The sequence below is a fragment of the Flavobacterium sp. 9 genome (assembly GCF_002754195.1).
Lineage (GTDB): Bacteria > Bacteroidota > Bacteroidia > Flavobacteriales > Flavobacteriaceae > Flavobacterium.
In genome coordinates, this window is sequence record NZ_PEEU01000001.1 from 5641712 (window position 1) to 5664031 (window position 22320).

General features: G+C 31.0%; 22 protein-coding genes. 12 read left to right on the forward strand and 10 right to left on the reverse strand.

All coding sequences use genetic code 11. From position 1 onward, the window contains the following. Nucleotides 1-78 precede the first annotated feature (78 nt). The 6 genes from pgl to CLU81_RS23590 form a co-directional block, all read right to left on the reverse strand. Nucleotides 79-795, reverse strand: coding sequence for a 6-phosphogluconolactonase (gene pgl, locus CLU81_RS23565; RefSeq protein WP_099712062.1), 717 nt, complete (start codon nucleotides 793-795; stop codon nucleotides 79-81). Continuing rightward, on the reverse strand, nucleotides 776-2308 hold the full coding sequence (gene zwf / locus CLU81_RS23570) for a glucose-6-phosphate dehydrogenase (RefSeq protein WP_099712063.1): 1533 nt from the start codon (nucleotides 2306-2308) through the stop codon (nucleotides 776-778). Before zwf ends, pgl begins: the two co-directional genes overlap by 20 nt. Nucleotides 2309-2342: 34 nt before the next feature. Beyond that, nucleotides 2343-3752 carry an NADP-dependent phosphogluconate dehydrogenase gene (gndA, locus tag CLU81_RS23575; protein ID WP_099712064.1) on the reverse strand — a complete coding sequence of 470 codons (1410 nt, stop codon included), beginning with the start codon at nucleotides 3750-3752 and terminating at the stop codon, nucleotides 2343-2345. A gap of 508 nt (nucleotides 3753-4260) precedes the next feature. Next, entirely contained in the window at nucleotides 4261-6270 is a 2010-nt protein-coding gene (locus CLU81_RS23580) for a sensor histidine kinase (RefSeq protein WP_099712065.1), read from the reverse strand. Between the two features lie 87 nt (nucleotides 6271-6357). Beyond that, the gene (locus CLU81_RS23585) at nucleotides 6358-6552 is read right to left on the reverse strand and encodes a hypothetical protein (RefSeq protein WP_099712066.1); all 195 of its coding nucleotides are present in this window, start codon (nucleotides 6550-6552) and stop codon (nucleotides 6358-6360) included. A gap of 326 nt (nucleotides 6553-6878) precedes the next feature. Continuing rightward, nucleotides 6879-7592 carry a LytTR family DNA-binding domain-containing protein gene (locus tag CLU81_RS23590; protein WP_099712067.1) on the reverse strand — a complete coding sequence of 238 codons (714 nt, stop codon included), beginning with the start codon at nucleotides 7590-7592 and terminating at the stop codon, nucleotides 6879-6881. A gap of 100 nt (nucleotides 7593-7692) precedes the next feature. Here CLU81_RS23590 and CLU81_RS23595 point away from each other — a divergent pair, with 100 nt between their 5' ends. The 5 genes from CLU81_RS23595 (at nucleotide 7693) to CLU81_RS26900 (ending at nucleotide 14084) form a co-directional block, all read left to right on the forward strand. After that, nucleotides 7693-8349 (forward strand): response regulator, encoded by a 657-nt coding sequence (locus tag CLU81_RS23595; protein WP_099712068.1) that lies wholly within the window; start codon nucleotides 7693-7695, stop codon nucleotides 8347-8349. 269 nt (nucleotides 8350-8618) lie between these two features. Next, on the forward strand, nucleotides 8619-8780 hold the full coding sequence (locus tag CLU81_RS26685) for a class I lanthipeptide (RefSeq protein ID WP_144444548.1): 162 nt from the start codon (nucleotides 8619-8621) through the stop codon (nucleotides 8778-8780). Between the two features lie 202 nt (nucleotides 8781-8982). Next, nucleotides 8983-10167 (forward strand): lanthionine synthetase C family protein, encoded by a 1185-nt coding sequence (locus tag CLU81_RS23600; protein ID WP_099712069.1) that lies wholly within the window; start codon nucleotides 8983-8985, stop codon nucleotides 10165-10167. Between the two features lie 79 nt (nucleotides 10168-10246). After that, complete coding sequence (locus CLU81_RS23605) at nucleotides 10247-13306, forward strand: lantibiotic dehydratase (protein ID WP_158235364.1); 3060 nt, start codon at nucleotides 10247-10249, stop codon at nucleotides 13304-13306. 631 nt (nucleotides 13307-13937) lie between these two features. Next, complete coding sequence (locus CLU81_RS26900; RefSeq protein WP_158235365.1) at nucleotides 13938-14084, forward strand: hypothetical protein; 147 nt, start codon at nucleotides 13938-13940, stop codon at nucleotides 14082-14084. Nucleotides 14085-14134: 50 nt separating this feature from the next. Here the strand turns inward: CLU81_RS26900 and CLU81_RS23615 are convergent, their stop codons facing one another. Then, nucleotides 14135-14749 carry a YdeI family protein gene (locus tag CLU81_RS23615; protein ID WP_099712072.1) on the reverse strand — a complete coding sequence of 205 codons (615 nt, stop codon included), beginning with the start codon at nucleotides 14747-14749 and terminating at the stop codon, nucleotides 14135-14137. A 283-nt stretch (nucleotides 14750-15032) separates the two neighbouring features. Here CLU81_RS23615 and CLU81_RS23620 point away from each other — a divergent pair, with 283 nt between their 5' ends. After that, nucleotides 15033-15224, forward strand: a complete 192-nt coding sequence (locus tag CLU81_RS23620; RefSeq protein ID WP_072958530.1) for a cold-shock protein — start codon at nucleotides 15033-15035, stop codon at nucleotides 15222-15224. 80 nt (nucleotides 15225-15304) lie between these two features. On the opposite strand, the gene CLU81_RS23625 is transcribed toward CLU81_RS23620, so the two are convergent. After that, the gene (locus CLU81_RS23625) at nucleotides 15305-16336 is read right to left on the reverse strand and encodes a hypothetical protein (protein ID WP_099712073.1); all 1032 of its coding nucleotides are present in this window, start codon (nucleotides 16334-16336) and stop codon (nucleotides 15305-15307) included. A 150-nt stretch (nucleotides 16337-16486) separates the two neighbouring features. On the opposite strand from CLU81_RS23625, the gene CLU81_RS23630 reads away from it, so the two are divergent. From CLU81_RS23630 to CLU81_RS23655, 6 genes are all read left to right on the forward strand, one after another. Beyond that, entirely contained in the window at nucleotides 16487-17473 is a 987-nt protein-coding gene (locus tag CLU81_RS23630; RefSeq protein WP_099712074.1) for a hypothetical protein, read from the forward strand. A gap of 56 nt (nucleotides 17474-17529) precedes the next feature. After that, a complete protein-coding gene (locus tag CLU81_RS23635) occupies nucleotides 17530-18162 on the forward strand; it encodes a hypothetical protein (protein ID WP_144444550.1) in 633 nt (210 codons plus the stop codon). A gap of 18 nt (nucleotides 18163-18180) precedes the next feature. After that, nucleotides 18181-19011 (forward strand): Sir2 family NAD-dependent protein deacetylase, encoded by an 831-nt coding sequence (locus tag CLU81_RS23640; protein WP_099712076.1) that lies wholly within the window; start codon nucleotides 18181-18183, stop codon nucleotides 19009-19011. A gap of 118 nt (nucleotides 19012-19129) precedes the next feature. Then, nucleotides 19130-19477 carry a hypothetical protein gene (locus CLU81_RS23645; protein ID WP_144444551.1) on the forward strand — a complete coding sequence of 116 codons (348 nt, stop codon included), beginning with the start codon at nucleotides 19130-19132 and terminating at the stop codon, nucleotides 19475-19477. Then, nucleotides 19470-19991, forward strand: coding sequence for a hypothetical protein (locus tag CLU81_RS23650; protein ID WP_099712078.1), 522 nt, complete (start codon nucleotides 19470-19472; stop codon nucleotides 19989-19991). Before CLU81_RS23645 ends, CLU81_RS23650 begins: the two co-directional genes overlap by 8 nt. A 56-nt stretch (nucleotides 19992-20047) precedes the next feature. Next, nucleotides 20048-20467, forward strand: a complete 420-nt coding sequence (locus CLU81_RS23655; protein ID WP_099712079.1) for a hypothetical protein — start codon at nucleotides 20048-20050, stop codon at nucleotides 20465-20467. Nucleotides 20468-20520: 53 nt separating this feature from the next. On the opposite strand, the gene CLU81_RS23660 is transcribed toward CLU81_RS23655, so the two are convergent. Together CLU81_RS23660 and CLU81_RS23665 are read right to left on the reverse strand one after the other, a co-directional pair. Beyond that, the gene (locus CLU81_RS23660) at nucleotides 20521-21312 is read right to left on the reverse strand and encodes a hypothetical protein (RefSeq protein WP_099712080.1); all 792 of its coding nucleotides are present in this window, start codon (nucleotides 21310-21312) and stop codon (nucleotides 20521-20523) included. A gap of 55 nt (nucleotides 21313-21367) precedes the next feature. Then, nucleotides 21368-22027, reverse strand: a complete 660-nt coding sequence (locus tag CLU81_RS23665) for a hypothetical protein (protein ID WP_099712081.1) — start codon at nucleotides 22025-22027, stop codon at nucleotides 21368-21370. Nucleotides 22028-22320 lie beyond the last annotated feature (293 nt).

The following is a 22320-nucleotide window of genomic DNA, read 5'->3' on the forward strand; positions in this document are numbered from 1 at the left end:
TGATAATTTGATAAAAACAAAAAAGTTTATGCTTTATGGGCATAAACTTTTTTAATATAAGGGTATAAAAACAATTTCTTAGTTTGTTCCCGCAGCGCTTTTATCCACAAGGAATAATAATTCTCCTGAAACAGGTTTAATCAATTGCATTGGGTAAGTTTCAGGATTATAACTTCCTGTTGTAACTTCCTTTAAAGCATGTGCTTTTTTCTCTCCAAAAGCTACAACTACGATATTTTCGGCTTTGTTTATTAACGGTGCCGTAAGCGTAATTCGGTGCATTTTTTGAGGTTCAAGATAATAAGCATCAACCCATTTTGTTTGTTCTTTTAATACTTCTTGTCCTGGGAAAAGAGAGGCTGTGTGTCCGTCATCGCCCATTCCTAATAAGATAAGATCAAATTTTCCTTCATCGCCCAAAACTTTTCGAATAGATTGTTCGTAAGAAGCTGCATAATCTTCTGGTGTAACACCATCTTTGTACATTTCAAAGATATTTTTCTTCGGAACAGGAACGTGGCTTAATAATGACGCATAAGACATTTTTGCATTGCTTAAATCATCATTTAAAGGTACCCAACGTTCATCACCCCAAAATACAAAAACTTTACTCCAGTCAATTTTTGTTTTGTAAGCATCAGAAGCTAATAATTTGTAAATCCCTGCAGGAGAAGAACCTCCCGTAAGTACAACGGTAAATTTGTCTTTCTCTGCAATTGCTTTTTGTGCAGCTGTTACGAAAATATCGGCAGCTGTAGTATTAATTTCTTCTGTATTATTGTAAATCTTTATCATCTAAAATTTCTTCTTTCGTTTGTATGTTTGGAATCCATTTGTGACCCTGACGTGCTAAAAGTTCGTCAGCTTCTTCAGGTCCCCAGCTTCCTGCTTTGTAATTAGGGAAATTGGTTGGCGCCGTAGTTTTCCAAACTTGTTGAATCGTATCAATTGCATCCCAAGCTTGTTCTACCTGATCCCAACGCATAAATAGAGTAGGATCTCCCGCCAAAGCATCGGCGATAAGCGTTTCATAAGCTTCCGGTGACATTGTAGAGCAAGAGAAATAATCAAATATCATTTCTGCAGGTCTTAATGAAAGTGACAGTCCAGGTTTTTTGGTCATAAACTGCAACTTGATATCCATTGCCGGCTGAATATTGATAATAAGTCTGTTTGGCGTCATTCCTTCTTTTCCATAAGAAAATGCAGAATGCGGAACTGGTTTAAACTGTATAATTATAGAAGATTGTTTTTCTTTCATTCTTTTTCCGGTACGCAAATAAAACGGAATTCCCTGCCATCTCCAGTTATCCAGATAGATTTTCATGGCAACGTAGGTTTCGGTATTAGAATCCGGAGCAATTCCTTTATCTTCACGATATCCTACAACTGGTTTTCCTTTTATCAATCCTGCATCATATTGACCGCGAACAATATAGTGATCAACTTCATCAGGTTTAATGCGGCGAATTGATTTTAAAACATCAGCTTTACGGTTTCTAATATCATCTGCTTCTAGTGAAGCCGGAGCTTCCATAGCGGTCATACATAAAATTTGAAGCAAATGGTTTTGAATCATATCTTTTAATGCACCAACGCCTTCATAAAAGCCACCGCGTTCTTCAACACCAACTTCTTCGGCAACTGTTATTTGAACAAAATCAATAAAATTACGGCTCCATAAAGGTTCAAACATTGAGTTTCCAAAACGAAAAGCCAAAATGTTTTGTACCGTTTCTTTACCTAAATAATGATCGATTCTATAAATTTGTTCTTCTTGAAAAGTCTGCGAAAGCATTGCATTCAATTCAATTGCAGAAGTTTTATCGTAACCAAAAGGTTTTTCGATAATAATACGATCTTGTTTTGGATTAGCTGCAAGACCAATTTTTTTAATATTACTTGAAATTGTAGTAATAAAAGAAGGCGTAATCGAAAGGTAAAATAAACGATTGGCACGTTCTCCAAACGCTTCATCGATACTGTTTATCTTGTCGTTTAAACTTTGATAAGATTCTTCTTTGTCAATATCAAGACTGTGATAACTTATATGTGAAAGAAATTTTTGAGTTTCAGGATCCGAAAGTCCTTTTTTTCTCGAAAAGGTTTCCAGATTTTCTAAGACATAACTACGGAATTCTTCGTTGCTTTTTTCGGCTCTTCCCAGTGCAATAATCTCAAACTTATCAGACATACGTCCGTCAAGATAAAGATTTTGAAATGCAGGAAAGAGTTTTCTTTTCGCTAAATCTCCGGTTCCTCCAAAAATCACAATGATTGTTGGATTTATATTTTTGAACTTACCCATTTGTGTGTGTTGTCGTTGTGTTGTTTACAGTTCTTTATTCAGACCATTTTGTGTGAAAGACACCCGGAACATCAGTACGTTCGTAAGTATGCGCTCCAAAATAATCTCTTTGTGCCTGAATTAAATTTGTTGGAAGATTTTCTGATCTGTAAGCATCAAAATAAGCCAATGAATTCATAAGTCCGGCTACAGGTAATCCTTTTTGAACAGCAAATTGAATAACTGCTCTCATTCCTGTTTGGTTGTTTGTTAATTCTGAAGCGATTCCAGAATCTAAAAGTAAGTTTGGTAAATCAGATTTTGCAACATATGCTTTTCTGAAATCTTCTAAAATTGCAGCACGAATAATACATCCACCGCGCCATATTTTGGCAACAGTTTCAAGATTTAATCCGTAATTATATTCTTTAGAAGCGGTGTGAAGCTGTGCTAATCCTTGTGCATAAGTCACAACGATAGAAAAATATAAAGCCGATTTTAATGCAGCAATTGCTTCACTTGTATTTACGTCAGTTTTGGCAGCGTCCCAAGTTAATTTCTTAGCAGCTTCAATTCTTTCCGGTTTAGTTTTAGACATATCACGCATAAAAACTGCTGCATCGATTGTTGGAATCGGAACTTGCAAATCCATTGCGTTTTGAGAAGTCCATTTTCCTGTACCTTTAGATTTTGCCCAATCCGAAATTTTATTGATTAACGGACTTCCGTCTTCGTCTTTTTCTTTTAAGATACTTCCGGTAATTTCGATCAAATAAGATTTAAGTTCGTGCGTTTGGTTCCATTCTTCAAAAGTTTTCTGAATCGTTTCTTCATCAAGATTATAACCTCTTTTCATCAAGTCATAAATCTCAGAGATCAACTGCATAATTCCGTATTCGATTCCGTTATGAACCATTTTTACATAGTTTCCGGCAGAACCGTTTCCTAGATATTCTACACAAGGTTCTCCATCAACTTTTGCTGCAATAGCTTCAAAAATAGGACGAAGTCTTTCGTATGCTTTCTGATCACCGCCCGGCATCATTGCAGGACCAAATCTCGCACCTTTTTCTCCGCCTGAAATTCCCATTCCAAAGAAATGAATTCCCTGAGCAGATAATTCTAAAAATCTTCTGTCAGTATCTGTATAAAAAGTATTTCCACCATCAATTATAATGTCTCCTTTATCAAGATGAGGCAATAAACTTGCTATTGCGCTGTCAACAGGTTTCCCCGCAGGAACCAGCAACATAATCGCTCTTGGTTGTTGAATAAGCGATACAAAATGTTTAACATCTGTAGTCGCTTCAATTATATGATCAGGATCAGCTTCCTGTTGAAGTGAATTAACTTTCTCAGTATCTAAATCTAAACCTGCTGCAGCAAAGTTATGACTCGCAATATTCAAAAGTAAATTACGCCCCATTACACCGAGTCCTACAATTCCAAAATCAAATTTGTTCATAGTTTTCAATTAACTAAAATTATTATAAAATGCTTTTCTAAATAGAAACCAAAGAAAATAGTAATCCATTTTCTTTCAGTTCGTTATCAAAAAAAGTTAGTTTTAATCTTATATTTTAAGATCTACAGCGCTAAGTTAGAGAAAAATGGTGAAATAAGAGGTGATTAATAATCCACTTTTAGGCTTATTATCATACTTTTTTTCTTGTGGAAATAAAAATTCAAAATCTGTAGTATTTCTATTGGTTCAGGATTTTTAAAAGCAAAGCTTAAACACAATTTTTTTGAATAGGCTCCAGCTTTAGCTGGAGTTTATATTGGCAAAGACGCAAAATCGCAAAGGTTTGTCATTTCGACGGAGGAGAAATCTCCACAAGTAACTCCGCAACGCAAATTCAATCTTTGTGGTGCTTCTCGCGGAGATTTCTCCTCCGTTGAAATGACAATATTGTGTTTGAACTTTGCGTCTTAGCGCCTTTGCGAGATTAAAAACATCGTAGAAATCAGCTTTAAAAAATCACTTCTATAGTAGTTCCTTTTCCTGATTCGGATATTATTTTCATTTCTCCGTTTAGTGATTTCGCTCTTTCTTTTATGTTTCGCAATCCGATACCTTCTTTTATTTTTTCGATATTAAATCCAATTCCGTTATCCCAAATGCGAATCGTAATTTTATCTCCGGTTTTTAAAAGCATTATATAACATCTTTCGGCTTTAGAATATTTATTGCTGTTTTGCAAAGCTTCCTGAATAATGCGATAAATATGTATTTTATTAGTACTTGAAACCGGCGACCAATCTATGAGTTTATCAACCGAGAAATCAAACTTTGTATTGTATTGATTTTGTTGAGATTCTACCAGATTTTTAATTACATCAGTAAAACTATTATCTTCAAAAAGTTGGTTTTGGGTTAAATTATGAGAAACTCTTCTGATTTCATTCTCTGTTTTTTCGAGCTCTTTTACAAGTTGTTCTTTTTTATCATTTTGGGTAGAATCCAATTGAATCAGATTAAAACGCGTCGTAAAAACACTGTTTACAATTCCGTCGTGAAGTTCCATTGCAATACGATTTCTCTCTTCATTACGTACACATTCCGTTTCTGATTGCTGTTTCAGCAAAAGCTGATAAATTCTTTCATTCGCTTCTTGTTGTTCTTTTATAAAAGAAAGCTCTTTGTTTTTTACTCTTAAACGAAATATAATTATAAAGATTCCTAAAAAGAGAATTATAACCGCGGAACTAATTATAATAATGGTGTTTCTACGGGATAAAATCTCATTTTTTTCTTCGACCTGATCCGTTTCGTATTCTATTCTTGCAAATTTGTCTTTTGTAATTCTTTCGACTTTCTGCAGACTGTCATTAATTTTTAAATATTGAGAAGTATAAACGTTTTTGTTTTCTAAATCATTCGCCATTAACAACTTCAATGATTCAATTGTATGCAGATTGCTTTTGATTTCTTTAGACAATTTAAGCCCTTCTTTCAGATAAGCCAATCCTTTGGTTTTATCCTTTTTATAAAGATAATATTCACCAATATTAATTTTACTCGATGCTATACCAATTGCAACATCAAGGCTATCTCTTATTTTTAAGGACTCAAACAGAAGTTTATCAACACCTTTAAAATCGCCAATTTTCATTTTTGAGTAGGCAAGATTATCCAATAACATCGCATAAGATTTTGGATGTTTGTTTTTTATGTCCTTTATTTTCAGGCCTTTTTTGTATAAACGAATTGCTTCGGGATAGTTTTTAAGTTTTTCGTAAACTCTTCCGATATTGTTAAAACAAGATACTCTCGATTTTTCGATTTTGCTTTTAGGATAGCCTTCTCTTTCCTGTTTTTCTAATTGTTTTAGAGCAAGGTCAAAATATTTTAGAGATTCAGTACTGTTATTTAGCTCTTTTAGTGAAATCGCCAATATTACATAACATTCATAAATTAGTCGTGTATTATTAGTTTTTATAAGTAATCTCAAAGCTTCTACAGCTTGTGTTTCACTTTCAGAAAAGATTCCGGCATCAAACAAAATTCCGGCTTTGTATAATTTTGTTCTGCCAATGTTTAGCGTATCTTTTATTTGAGAATATACTTTTTCAGATTGAGAATAGTAATTAAAAGCACTGTCCAATTGTGATTCTTCGTCATAATAATCTCCAAAATAATACAATGATTTTGCGATATGAGAATCGTCTTTTGCTTCGACAGATAAATTATGGACGTTTTTAACAACAATCAGAAATTTGCTGTATTTATCGATGCTATAATATTTACTTGCAATTTTGAAATAAAGATTTCTATTGATCGAATCGTTTTTATGTTCTAATAATTGATCGTAGAGTGTGTCAATTATTTTATCTTTTTCGTCATTTCCCGCTGATGAAGAATCAAGGTTTTTTAGAGCGATGGTAACATTTTTTTTTAATTCGTCAGTTTTGTGTGCATCTTCGCACGCTGTAATTTGAAAAAAAATAATTAGCAGTACTATTTTAAAGCTTGCTTTCAATTGTTTTGGACATAGTGGTTATACTTCCAAAAATAAATATTAATAACCAGATAATAATAGTATTATCTGGTTATTAATTAAAAAATCTTATCCTTGAGCTTTATCTTTATCATCCACGCCATCTAATAAAGGCTTAGCCGTAGTATTTGGGTTGGCTGGAGGAGTTACCTTAGTTTCTTTATTCAGAGCTTCAGTATTTGGTCCTTCAACACTGTCTGCAGTACAAGATGACATTAAAATAATTGCTGTTAAACAGCCGAAAGTAGTTATTAGTTTTTTCATTAGAAAATAGTTAAAAATTAGAAAATGGTTTATTTGGGCATTATCCACAACGGAATACCTTTTTTAAGAAAAGTCGGGAATTGACCATTCTGAAATATTAAAAATGACACTGCATAAAAGCAGATGTTCCCCCATTTTTAATACCAATTTTTAGAAGCTTCTTTGGTTTAAATCTGTTGCAAATTAAACGGTTATAAGAGACAGATTGTTGAATTTTAGGCACGTTATAGTGAGCCTGTTTACCAGAATAGTTTTAAGTAGAATCTGCGTGGTGAAATAGGAGTATTTGAAATTTCTGTTTTTAGAGAATTATAAAAAGACTAATCTTAAATATTGATTTTCCTGATTATTGCATCAACATTGTCTTTGTACGTCAATGAAAATGGCAATATTTCATTGTAATTAAGATAACATTTTGATTTGCTCAAATGTATTCTCGATACATGATTGATGTTTACGATGTAGCTTTTATGAATTCTAAGAAAATAAAATGGCAAAGTGCCTTCAAAATGTTTCAGCGTTTTATAGGCATTAACCGTTTTGCCGTTATCCATTTGAATATCAGTAGTATTATTGTCTGCTTTTAAATAAGTGATGTTTTGTAAATCAACAAATTGATAATCGCTATAAGATTTAATACAAATTGTAGAGACAACATTTGGAGGATTTCTTTTTTCGAATTTAAACAACATTTTCCCTAATTCGTGCAAATGCAAAGGTTCAATCATATAATCTGAAAATCCGGATTGTATGGCACTAAGCGCATAATCAGGCGTTGAAGCCAAGGCAATGAAATACGGAATGTAATCCAGATACTGAAATAACTCTGTTACGGTTTTAAAGAATGCATTAGCATCATTAGATTTAGCAGAAATGCGAAAAAATACCAATTGTGGTTTTATTTTTATAATTTGGTTTATCGCTGATTGACTATCTTTGACAACACCAGCGCAAAAATAATTAGGGAAATTGTCAAAGAGTTCCAAAGTTCCTTTGACATTAGTGGCATTGTCGTCGATAAGAAGAAAAGAAAATCGCATTAAATTACAATAAGAATAAAAAGCTGCAAGCTAGGCAAGTAAATATTTTTTTTGTTGCAGAAAAACTGCTTGTTTTGTTAAAGTTTAAAAAAATGTTTGAATGAATGTACTCATAGTAGATGATCATCCAATGACCGTAGAAGGTTATATAAATGCACTCTCAATGGCACCTTTTGCATTAAATTCTCCTATTTTTTCAAAAGCCCATAATTGCGAGGAAGCTTACAATTGTCTTATGAAAACTTCACTGACCAAAGAATCATTTGACATTGCTATAATTGATAAAGGTTTGCCGGGATATGAAGAAAAATCTATTCTGTCAGGAAGTGATTTGGCTGGTTTTATTAAAGAAATCATGCCCAATTGCAAAATCATTATGATCACCGCACATACCGAAGTTCTCGTTGTTTATGAACTCTACAAAAATGTGCGATTAGATGGACTTATCATAAAAAATGATATTACGCCTGAAAAATTGCAACAAGCTGTAGCAGAGGTTTTACAAGGCAATTCATATAAAAGTATTACAGTACAAAACTGCATTAACGACATCTGGAAAAAAGAGTTGATGGTCGAAGATTATAACCGTCAGATTCTATTTTATTTATCCAAAGGTTTTAAAGTAAAAGAACTCGAAGGAGTTATCTTTTTGACTACAAGTGCAATCCAAAAACGCATTATCAGAATGAAAAGAGCCTTTGACGTGACAGACGATTCCGGTTTGGTCAAAGAAGCCATTAAACAAGGGTTTATCTAAAACCACTTTCCAAAAATTAACAATATTTATCTAAAAACAACCTTCTTTGTTAAAGGTTGTTTTTGCTATGTATACAATTCATCTCTTCTTTATATGTTTGATAAAAATTATCAATTATTTGCTTTTTTAACAAAAATCAAGTACACATGATTAATGTTAGAGAAGGGTTGGTTGCAATTTTTTAGAATTGAGGGAACATAAAGGAGAAAACCTTAAACCGCATAAACCACGTGAAGGAGCGATACAAAAAAACATAAAAAACAATTAACATGAAAAAAGTAAAATTCGTAGGTAAATTAACTCTGAACAAAGTTACCGTTGCAAAATTAAATAATGAGCAAATGACTAAAGTTGTTGGTGGTGGACAAACTGAAAAACCATCTACAACAAAATCAACTGTTTATACTTGTGGATTTTTATGTACTTACTAAGATTTTTTGGTTTTTAATACTTTGAGACACCTTCCTGTTTTAACCTTGAAAAATGGGAAGGTGTTAAATTATAAGATCAAATGAAAATGAAATTATAAAAAAATGTAATAATTCATTAGAAAATGTGAATGCCCATATTTTTAATATTGAAAGCATCATTAAAATTATTTTAAGAATTCGGTGATATTTAATTGTATAACAAATGTGGAATAAAATTATAAAAAACGAGGATTTAGTAAGTAAAGTGGAGAAAAAACTAAAGGAAATTTCAAAATCCTTCGACACTTACGATGAATCAGATTGTTCTTTGTTTTTAGGACAATCAGGATTGGTATTATTCATGGCTTATCATTCTAAGCATAAAGAGCGCCTGAATGAAAGTGAAGCTTATGTTCAGGAGTTATTTGATTATTTTCAGGAGCCTGATAATTTGAATTTCTCTTTTGGAATCGCCGGAATTTTGCATACGCTTTATCATTTAGAGAAAGAAGATTTTTTTGATTTTGAGGATAACATCAGCGATTTTGACTATTCAATTTTTCATGAATTTATTTCTAATGATACTTCTTTAGATTTTTTGCACGGTAATACAGGCGTTGTATTTAGTCTCTTAGAACAAAATATAGGGTCCAAATATGATTATTTATTTGATGCCTGGCTAGCTTCGATAGATAGAATAAAAGAAAATGATCCAAATTTTTTAAAATGGAAAGTTGATTTTACATTGGCAAAAGATGAACATCCTACAGAAGGATATTCTTTTGGACTCGCACATGGAGTTCCGTCTATAATTCTTGTTCTGCTAAAATTATTTGACAGAAAGAAAGATTTTAAACTATTAAAATACTTAAATAAAAGTATTGACTTTTTGCTAAGCGTTAGATTTGATGCTTCGTCAGAATTTTATTTTCCAAGTCAATTAGTAAATAATGATAAAACCGACAGTAATCTGGCTTGGTGTTATGGTGATTTAGGAGTTGCAATGGCAATTTTTCAATATGCTAAATATTTTGACAAAAGAGAATTAGTAGAATTTGCATTAGAAATATTTACCAAACATTCCTCAAAAAGGGATGTTCATACATATACGGTTTTTGATGCAAGCATTTGCCACGGAAGCGCTGGTATTGCACATATTTACGCAAGAATCTATAATTATACTAATATCGAATTATACAGAGAAACTGCCGAATATTGGTACGGAATCACTTTAGAAAAAGCGGAACATCCTGATGGAATTGCCGGATATAAGCAATTTCACGGTAAAGATGAGCCATTAGTAAATGAATTTGGTTTGTTTGAAGGAGTTTCCGGTATCGGACTTTCTTTGATTAGTGCAATCAGTAATATTGAACCAAGATGGGACAGGACATTATTATTATCATAATTATATGAAATTTCATTCTCACTTTATTTTTCGCTCGCCATTTTATAGCACAGAACAAAAAATTAATGAAACTAATTTTTTGGAAGCATTATATGTGGCATCACCGGCATTTTATGAAGAATTTAGAAAACATCTTAATAAACCTATTACTGATAATAAGGATCTAAAGAAAATCAATAATTCGTTGTACAAATATCAAAGTCGTGCAAGTAATCGTTGCACACCATTTGGTTTATTTGCAGGTTTGAGTATTGGTAATTGGTCTGACGAAAATAAAATTGAGCTTAGTAAAGATTTAAATAAAACCCTGAATCGCAGAACTCGTTTAGACATGAATGTGCTTTTTTGGATTGCACAGGAAATAACAAAACAATCTTTTATTAAACCTCATTTAAGATATTTTCCTAACGCAAGTATCTATTTAGTTGGAGATTGTTATCGTTATATCGAATATTATTATCTTAATAATCGTCGTTTTCATAAATTAAATAAAGTTGATTATTCACCTTATCTGGATCTTATTTTAGAACAAAGCAAAAACGGATTAAATCAGGATGATCTCGTTCATTTATTGATTAATGACGAAATTAGTTTTGAAGAAGCCAATGATTTTGTTGAAGAAATAATTGCTTCACAATTGCTTATAAATGAATTTGAGCCTACAATTACCGGAGAAGATTATTTCTCAAGATTGCTTGAAAATCTGGACAATATCTTTAAAATAAATCCTGGTAATGAACTAAAGCATTTAATTAATTTACTCGATTCAGTCGATGAATTAATTGAAATTAATGACACATCACTTTTCAATTCTATTGATGCCTATAAGAGTATCCATCAAAAATTAAAAATCATTCTGCCTGAATTGAGTGAAACAAACTTGTTTCAGATTGATTTGTATAAAGAAGCCGAGACTGCGACTTTGAACAAAACAATACAGACACAATTACAGAATGCGATTTCGTTTTTAAACAAAATTACACCACCGGAAATAAATTCAAATCTCGAAAACTTTAAAACCAGATTTGAGGATTATTACGAAGGCAAGGAGATCCCATTATTACTGGCATTAGATACAGAAACAGGAATTGGATATCCGCAAAAAGACAACAATGGAATTAATGATTTAATTGATACTATTTATGCAGATGTTACAAGCAAGGAGCAGGAAATAAAATGGGATTCTGTACAGCCGCATTTACTGAAATTAATTATTAGCAGCATTAAAGAAAATAAAAAAGTTATTGAAATTAGCGAATCAGATTTTAAAGGAATCGATTTTTCAGATTCAGTATTAACTTCTTCTTATTCAATAATGTTTAAAGTACTTAATGCCGAAATTAATAAAATTGCGATTTCAGGTACAGGTAATAGCAGCGCTATAAATTTGCTTGGCAGATTTGCGGGCGGCAGTAAAAAACTCGAAAATATTGTTAAAGAAATTGCAGTATTTGAACAGCAACAAATGCCTGATAAAATCCTGGCAGAAATAGTTCATTTACCCGAAAGCAGAACCGGAAATGTTTTATCGCGACCAGCTTTTCGGGATTATGAAATTCCTTATTTAGCCAAAAGTTCTGTTGATGATGAATTTCAGGTTAAAATGGAAGATTTAGTGCTGAAATTAAAAGACGATAAAATTATTTTATTCGACAATCGTCTAAAAAAAGAAATTATTCCCCGTATGGGAAATGCACATAATCACAGCAATAATAGTTTACCGGTTTATCATTTTTTAGGTGATTTACAAACTCAATATTTTGCAAAAACAGCTTTAGGTTTCAATTGGGGAGTTTTGACGAATCAATTTAGCTTTTTGCCAAGAGTCGAATATCAAAATTCAGTTTTAAGTCCGGCAACATGGCAATTAAATAAGCATGATTTAGAACCATTTCAGAATAAAACAGCAACGAATATTGAAAAACAAAAGTTCTTTTTTGATTTAAAAGAACGAATTGAATTGCCAAACAAGTTTTTAGTAATTGAATATGATAACGAATTATTGATTTCAACGGATAATCCAATAGCGGTTGACACCTTTATAGATATGGTAAAAAATAGGGATCAACTTACCATATTTGAGTATTTATTCGAAAAAGATTCGGCACTAATTAAAGACACAGAAGGAGCAGAGTTCGCAAACGAATGCATTGCAATTGTACTAAATGAAACCACTAAAAAGGAATCACAAAAAGTTGTAGAAAAGAAGACTTTTGCAACCAAACAAACATTTGGCATTGGAAGCGAATGGTTGTATTATAAAATTTATTGTGGTGTAAAAACTGCCGATTCTATTTTATCGGAAAAAATAAAATATATAACCGAAAAGCTTTTAAGCGAAAATAGTATTGATCAATGGTTTTTTATCAGATATGCAGATCCTGATATTCATCTAAGATTTAGATTGCATATTACTAATTTCGAAAAGTATGGCGAAATATTACAGCTTATAAATACCGAATTAGAACCATTATTAGACCAACATATTATATCTAAAATTCAAGTTGATACATACAAGCGAGAATTAGATCGATATGGCGATAATAGCATTGAACTTGCCGAACAATTGTTTTATAATGACAGCGTATTTGTTATGGATATGCTGGAAATGATTGATGCTGATAATGGCGGAACAATTAGATGGCAAATGGCAATTCGATCAGTCGATGAATTTTTGAATGATTTTAGATTGACATTAGAAGAAAAGTATAATTTGATAGAAATGCTTAGTAATTCTTTTTTTAAAGAACACGGCGGAAAACAAGAGTTAAAAAGAACTTTGAATCAGAAATTCAGAACATTACGAAGTCAACTAGAAGATATTCTGGATTCGAATAATGAAGAAGAAAAAGAATATTATCCAATTGTAGAATTACTTCAGATTCGAAGTCAATCTAATCAATTAATTGTGGATGAAATTCTAAAATTAAGAGATCAAAACGAATTAAAAGTAAAATTAGGCGGATTACTTTCAAGTTTGTTGCACATGAATTTAGACAGACTTTTTATGGGACGCAATCGTACCAATGAGTTTGTAGTTTACGATTTATTGGCGAGATATTACAAAGGGAAGTTAGCAAGATTAAAATTTGATTGTAAAACGTCTCTAATAGATTCTGAGCTTATGCAGCTGCGTTAAAGCGCAATGTCATTAAGTAAAGGAAAATATTTTAGCACTGCATTGAATGAATCTCTCGCAAAGTCGCGAAGTTGCGAAGACTTAAATGAAGGATATAAATTTGGCTTCTTTGTGACTTTGCGAGAAAATTTTCTCGTCATAATTGTGTAAGTAAGCTTAACATAGTGACATTGCGTTAAAGTAAAAAAATAATAAATGCCTTTCATTTTGGAAGGCGTATCGTATCATTTTGATAAGAAAATATAAAGTATATAAAGATTTGGTTTTGTAATTATTTATTAGTCAGTAATTTGTGGTGTTTTGGAGTGGTTTGGCATAGCGTTTGTTTTTTATGGTTTTGAAATAAACTTATATAGTCCCAAAACACCATCAAATTATTAGAAATATGAAAGCAAATAAAACAAGAAACAAAGAGATTACTAAACTTTATATGTCAAATAAATCATTGAAGAATAAAGACAGAACCATTAACTTAATGGTATTTTCTATCGTCTTTTTTATAGCTATTTTGCTAATCTCTCAAATAGTTTAGGTAAAATTTAATACAAGTTGTTTCAGAATCATAAAATTTTATTATTTTGGCAAAAACTTTTACTATATAATTTACTAAACCGAATTTAACCAAACCATTATGAAAATTATAAACCCTATTATTGATCCTAGAATCAACCTAACATCGAAAAAAAGTTTCTTTTCAAGCTTATTTCAAAACAAAACAGAAGAACCGGTTAATGCTACAATAGAAAAGCCAAATAAAGAAGTTCGTAAGAATAAATAAATAAAAACCTCCAAAGTCATTTGATTTTGGAGGTTTTTTATTTTATAAAATTATTTCTTTGCGTATTGCCAGAATCTGCCTTTTCCTTCGGCAATCCATTCCAGAGATTGTTCTATTCGTTTTTGTCTTGTAGCGTCTGTTTTAGCGTCGATTATCCAAACTAAATAATCTTTGCGAAAAGAATCTGATTTCGATTCCCAAACCTCTTTTGCTTGTTTATTTGCGTTAAGCACTTCTGTTAAATAATCTGGCGTTTCAAACACTTTTGGTTTGTCAGATACAGGCTTTTCTTTTTTGATTCCATTCTCATTAATTGTCATTGCTTCTTTAAGAAATGAAACCAAAACTTGCTTTGATGGTAATTCAGAAACAGATTTCAGTTTATCCATATAGCCAAATTTCTTTCCGGCTTTTACACTTTCTACGATTTCTTTGTCTTTCATGAATTCTGCTTTATACAGACTGAAAGAGCAATGGTTTTTGAAACCCGCAATCATACATAAATGGTCGCCTTTGTATGAGTAATGAGGAGTTCCCCATTTAATATCTTCCGCTGCATCCGGACAGGTTTCATGAATAATTTGTCGTAGATATTCGAGGATTGGCTTTGCAAAGTCTTCCGATTTTGCAATATATCCGTCTACTTTTGAATTTAATTGTGCCATTTTAAGTGTGTTTTGAGAATGGGAAATCTGCAGCTAAAGATAATTCGTATTTTTAAGTTTCTCAAAATTATCATATTAATAAATGCAAAATAGGATTGATATCCAGATAGTTTGATTCAAAGCTTAAGTTTGTTTTAAGTTATCGCGATGTTATGAGACTATAAAAATGTGAGGTATTTAGCTTAGTTATGTTACAATTTATATATTGTTTAGGTCTAATTCGTTCTTTTTCAGTTTTGTACTGTTAAAATTAATATATTTACACCAACAAATAATTATTAAGATGCAAGAAGGTACAGTAAAATTCTTCAATGAAGAAAAAGGTTTTGGTTTTATTACACCAAAAAATGGTGGAAGTGAAATTTTTGTTCATGTTTCAGGTTTATCAGAAAATATACGTGAGAACGATGAAGTACGTTATGACATAGCAGAAGGTAAAAAAGGACCTAATGCTGTAAATGTTGTAGTAGCCTAATACATTAGGACAAAGAAAAAAAGCACCTGTCGAAAAACAGGTGCTTTTTTTTGGAAAAAACATTTAGAGATATCTAGCTCTTATAAAGGATTATTTAAGAACTTAATAGTATTCAAATCAATTGTATAAGGTTCCTGAACATTCATTTCGTAAGTTACTTCTATTTCATTTTCAGATACAAATTCTATTGTTTTAGCGCATCCATGAGCACAGGATTCCACAATAATAGGAAAGTACAATTTTTTGTTTTTGTCATATCCTATAACGTTGTGTCTAAAATAAGTGACAATTTTGAAAGATTCATTTTCGGTAACCTGGTCTTTATCATATTCGCCATTAAGTTTAAATAAATCTTCAGAATAGTATGTGCTTGTTATAATATCAGGCGATTTCCCGTTTTTTGGAGCATTATCTGAATACCATTTTTGCTCAAAATTCGTATAATAATTAATGTCTTTTTCTTTTCCCGTTGGTTTGTAAATCCATTTGCTTTGATTCGCGAAATCATATAATTCTTTCTTGATTGCAGGATTAGAATCTAAAGTTTTATTTTCTTCGAAATTGCCATCAACTGCTTCTCCGGATCTTACTGTATTTTCTCCAATATATTCTAATGTATAGAATTTAAGAGTATTCATGTTTAACATTATAAAACTCAAATACAAACCAGGATCTCCATTACCCATTGGAGATTTCTGTACTGCAAATAGAAAATAGTCTACATTTTGAATCTTCTTTCTTAAAAAAAGTTGGGGATCGATATTGACAAGAGAATATTCAATTTTTAATAAAGTATCTGTTTGAATTAATTTTAAGTTCTCTTTGCTTTTTTTAAATTTTGAAATTATCAGTACAACTTTATCTCCGGAAAACAAAAATTTATCATCGTCGGTGGCTGCGTCTTCGTTACCCGATATTTTAATTACTTCAGTATTATTAGAATTAGCAATAGAAAATATAGTCGACATTTTAGGACTAGCATCTATTTTGGTACTATCTTTTTTAATGCTTGTATTTGCGTTATTATCAGCTGTTTTTTCATCATTCTTGCAAGAAGATAAAGTAATAAGAGCTAAAAGAATTGCGGCTAGTTTGTTTTTAATTGCTTTCAATTAATAGTCTGTTTTTGGTTGATGGAAAGATAAAATTTATTTTAGAATTTAAAAATAAAGTAGCCAAAGTCTTTTTAAAATTTTATAATTATTGCTTTAATCTTTTGGATTTGACAATTAAAATTTGCTAGTTTTACTTAAAAACAAATCGTGGTAAAAAAAGTACTTTTTCTATTTCTTGTTTCAATAATTACAATTTCCTGTAAAAAGGAAAAGCAAGAACCTATTAAAGAAATCCCAAAAGAAACCCAGAAAGTTGCTAAGGTTGAAACTTATGATGATACAAATAAGGATTTTACAATTGCTCCCGTCGATTTTTTGGATGAAAAGTATAAAACCAAAGGGTTTGTTCTTCCGGATCATGCGCCTTCATTTCCAACTTATACTTACTTTGATAAAAGTTTGGGAGGATTTGTAGTTAACTACATTGGGAAATCAGCATTCATTCAGTACAAGTGGAGTGCTGATTATTCAGGGAGTTATTTTTCTCAGTTTAAAGATTTAGGGGTAGAAGGAGAAAATAATAAAGCAAAACAAGTAAACGAGATCGTAACTAAGATTTTAAAACGAGAGTTGAAGGATTATTATATCGTTGCTGATTTTTTGCCTAAAGAAGCTATTCGGGAATATATGAATGATGGATCGGGAGAATTTGAGCTGAAAGAAAATGCACAAACTTATTTTTATGTTTACGAGAATAATAAATGGGTTTTTATAAAGAAACTTCCAACCATGAAAATTAAAAAAGAAGGAGTTGATCTTTATAATGATTTATTGTTGTTTCATAAACTAAAAAATATCAAACCAATTGCAGAAAAGTTTCAAGGAAAATTTAGAGCCGAAGTAGACGGAGAAGTTACAATGAATGAAATAGGTCATACGACATATTATTTTACAATTACGGAGAACCAAATTGATTTGAAATCTGAAGCCATTAGAGGAGATTTTGTATGTGAGGGAAATTATAAGGGGATCCAAGAAGATAATATCTTAGAATTGTATTATGATAGAAATGATCAACGATGCATAAAGTTGGAGGCAACATATTCAATAAAAAAAGAAGGAGATGATTTTTTTATTAAAGGAATTGGCGGTGAAGTAAGGGCCAATGATTGGATAAAAATGTATATAGAATAGAGAACAAAGAGCAAAGAATAGAGAATAGAGAATAAAGAATATAGATAAAATAAAAGATGAAAATTAGAATAATTATTGGTGTGCTGTTTTTCTCTTTATTTACTTGTAATGAAGCAAAAAAAGAAACGAAGAAAGAAATAAAAGAAAAAGTACCAAAAGTAACTGAAGATAAAATTGAACCAGTAATTAATGATCAATTAACTGATTTCGTTGGATTGTATGAGTATAAAGATGTTGACAATCCAAGGGAAAGTCTTTTTCTGGTTTTGAAAATAGTTGATCCTGGAAGCATTCCTAATTTTGAAGGATATTTGTGGAAAGAGAAGAAAGAGAACGGAGAAGTTGTTGAGCAAACATTAGCGGGATTGCTTTACGGTAATACAGATTTGTTTGATGAAGTAAGAGAAGGTTATGCGCCCGGTTTTTTCGTTGCCAATATACAAGTAGAACCATTTGAGAATAATGAATTAAAAGTGACTATAGATGGAGATTCTTCGGCTATTTTCGAAAATCCCCTTCCGTTTAGTATTAAATCAACCAAAGAAGCTCTTGCAAAAGGATATAAAATATGGGAAGTTACAGAAATGGATATTTCCAAAAATTTGATTTTTGAAGTAAAAAATCCTAATGAATTAATACTGAGATCAGATCTTGGTTCAGATGAAAAAACATTCAGTAAGACAAAATAACATTTAGAGAATTAAAACATGAATGAGCAACTTACTGAAATCATAAGGCAGGTTTATCATAAGAAAAACAGAAATCTTTTTACGTTTTTGACCGGCGCCGGAATTTCAGCAGAAAGCGGTATTCCAACTTATAGAGGAGTTGACGGAATCTGGGTAAAAGGAACTAAATTTCATAAACCGGAAGAATTTGGAACCTTTAAATATTTTAAAGAAAATCCCGAAGAAGTTTGGCAATATTCTCTCTTTAGAAAAAAGATGTTTGAAAGTGCTCAGACAAACAAAAGTCACGATGAAATAGCAGCAATTGAAAATCTTTTGCAAGACCGATTTCATTTGATAACTCAAAATATAGATAATCTGCACAGGCGTTCCGGTGTAGAAAGGATATACGAAATACACGGAAATAACAGAGAAATTAAATGCTCGAATGGTTGTAAAGAAATCGAATTTTTACCCGCTGAAATTGAAGGTAAAGACATAGACCAAGATTTAACCGAAAAAGATATTGAATTACTGAAATGCAAAGAATGCGGAAGCTGGATGAGACCAAATATTTTGTGGTTTGATGAGTATTATGACGAAAAGACAAACAAAAAATTCAGTTCCTTGAAAATCGCCAAAAACTCAGGAATTCTTTTTATTGTAGGAACGTCAGGAGCAACAAATTTGCCAATGGCAATTGCAGAAACTACATTAAAATACGGAGGAACAATTGTTGATATTAATACAGAAGATAACTTATTTACGGCGCTTATTAAGGACAAGAAAAATAAAATTATAATTCGGGAAACTTCAACTGAAGCTTTAAAAACAATTCGGGAAATATTAGAAAATATAGTAAAAGAATAAACTGTTTTTAAGAATAAAATTTATGTGCGAAACCGGAAAAGAAATTAAGCTTTGTACTTGCGTTCCAAACGGGATGAATAGAATTGTACACAATAAAAATTCCCGATGATTTAAAAATTTGCCTAAAGAATTTACCTGGACCTTACGAAAATATATTGGCTTTAGCAGTTCCATGATGGAGGGAATGATAACCTTTCCGCTCCATATGCTATCAGAAGATCTTACGACAGAAAAAATGCTTGAAGATCTTAATAGTAGAAATTGTTTTGATTTTAATTATCAACCCAATGAAGGTGATAATCTTCAAATTTTTACACCTGAAAAGTACTCGAGACAGTTTTTATCTTTCATCTATAGAAATGGAGAATGGATTGCTGACTTTTATGATGGTTTCAGGTATGAAACCGAAAAAATAAATCATGGGAAAGTATATTTTGACGAAAAAACAGAAAATAAAAATGATTAAAAAAACACTACTTTTAATACTAGGATTCACAATCTTAACAAGCTGTAAAAATCAAAAAGAAGAGAATAAAGTTATAGTTACAAAAAGCGATAACAGTAAAAATTCGGAAGAACTTTTAGAAAAAGACAAAGATTCTAAAACCTTAGATTTACAGGATGAAAATAGCGATGAACCACCTAAAGAATCACTTTTTAAATGTAAAGAGAACGACAATGGTGTTTCAATATATGACGATCCTCTAAATAAAACATGTGTATGCAACGATAGCACATTCAATAAGGCTTATGAAATATTTTATACGGAATCACCGGATTACATTCAGCGCAATTTATTGAAAAAATTGCCACAGAAAAATCACGAATGGAAAGCTGTTGATGCAGATATTACTTATACCTGGGTTTTGCAGGATACTTTAAAAATAAAGATGTTTTTTCAAGGTGGCGAAAACAATTATGTCTTTTATAAAAACAGCGATAATAAAATGGAATACAAAGAATATTTATCGCTTCCTTAATTGAAATTTATCACAACGATAAACAGAGATATAAACGATTTTAGTAATAAAAATTTATGTGCGAAACCGGAAAAGAAATTAAACTTTGTACTTGTGTGCCAGATGGTATAGATAAAATTGTACACAACAAAAATTCCCGCAGATTCAAAAAAAATCGTAACGAGTTTGCGTGGACATTACGAAAATATGTAGGTGACAGCAAATGTACGATGGATGGAAGGATCATTTTTCCGCTCGATGTTTTATCAGAAGCTTTGACAACTGAAAAAATGCTTGAAGATCTTAATAATAGAAATTGTTTTGATTTTGATTATCAACCAAATGAAGGCGATAATCTTCAAATTTTTACTCCACATAGATACGGACGAGAATTTTTATCCTTTATCTATCGAAATGAGCAATGGATAGCTGATTATTATGACGATTTAAAAGATGAAACTGAAAAAATTAATTATGGAATAGTAAGTTTTGAATAATTTAATCGCAACTTAAACCATACAAATCTAATTTGCCTGATATGGTTTTAAATTTATCTTTTGGTTTGCTTAATAATTTCTTTTAAAGTTAGCCATTGTTCGTTTTTACAATTCTCAACACTAAATTCCTGAGTATGATGTCCTGTAAAAAATAGTACCGGCATTTGTTTTTGAGATTTAGGGTCAGTTTCTTCGTTTCCGTCTCTAATTATTTGATGGTTTAAAGAACAGAATAATTCAATATTGTCTCCGTTTTTTCGTGCTTTTATATTTTTGATATCCCATGGATATCCCCAATATTTTTTTCCGTTTTCTATTATAACCGGATTTACATAAAGTAAAGTAATGTCTTTTCCGGTTGATAAATTTTGATCCGTAATAACGTAGTCTGCACCATCTTCGTCGCCAATTCCTTCAAATATTTCAGGTTCAGGATCGCCGTCTAAATTTATAAACCAGCGGTAATGAAAACCATATGCAAGTTTTGTTTTTTTAATTGTTTTGAATTCTGATGAAACCCAATATTCAGTACCATTTCCTAAAGAGTCAATTGTAGTTTTACAGATATAATCCGGGATTTTATCTCCTGTAAAATCAACTTTTTCTACACTATCAAGTTCTACTTTCAGATAATTTCTAAGTTGGTCTGTAGCAAGTATTTTTTCTGATTTTATAAAATAAACAGCTGGAAGTCCTGTTGATGAATCAGCAATTTCAGATTCTGTTTGTTTAGTATCGTTTGTGACTTCTTTTGATGAAGTTTTTTCGACTTTATCGCTTTTATCTTTACAGGAAATAAATAAGGAAAATGAAATTATAAAGATTATTATAGTTGCTTTTTGCATTGAAATTTTTATTGAAAATTGTTTAATTATAAAGAGTGTTTTTTTTAGAGGATAATTAGCAACAACTTATAAGATCAACAGCTTTCTTTTGTTTTTTTGAATAACCAATATAAGTGGTATCTTCTTCTCCAAGTGAAATTATGAATAAAGGTCTTTTGTCATTTTCACATTCTATAAAAGTATCATAATCTGTAAATTCTTCTTTTGATTGACCAAGAACGCCATCCTTTTTTATTTCATTTGTGATGTACATAAATGAATCCTTTTCTAATATTTGTTTGGCTTTAGTCAAAATATATTTCACCATTTCGGCATCATTTTTAATATTTTCCAATTCATAACCATTTGCCATATATCTTGTTGTAAATGATGTTTCGTATAGCAATTCACCAGCATTATTAAAGATCTTCAATACTGATGTTGTATGATTTATATTTCCTTTAGGAACAATAAGGATAAATTTATCATCAGTTGATAAATCTGAAAATTTTGTAAAAAGTGAATCCTTATATTCTTCTTTAATTATCGAATTATTAAATTTAGAATATACTACTGAATCCGGATTTTGTACAGCACTTAAAGTGTCTTCTTTGGGTTCTGTATTTTTCAAACTATCACTTGCTATTGAAGCTTTTTCGGTTTGTTGTTTTTCAGCTCGATTGCAGGCATAAAAACATAAAACAATAACAAAACAAATTAGAGTATTTCGAAGCATTTTTGGTGATTATATTTTGGTTATGGTTAATTCAAATATACAGAAGTATTTTATTAAAAATTATCAGTTTTATAAAGTTATTTGTGCCTAATAGCACATTTCAATTCTTGATTTACATTATGAAAAAAAGGATATGCAAACAAGAATATAGTTTAGTTCTATATTTTCATTTGCATATCCTTGATAAAAAGGAAATTTTGCGGACACAAATATTATAAATGAATTTCAAACACGAATTGCACGAATTAGCACAAATTCTAATGATTTAACCTTGTTTGTGAAATTAATTTCAC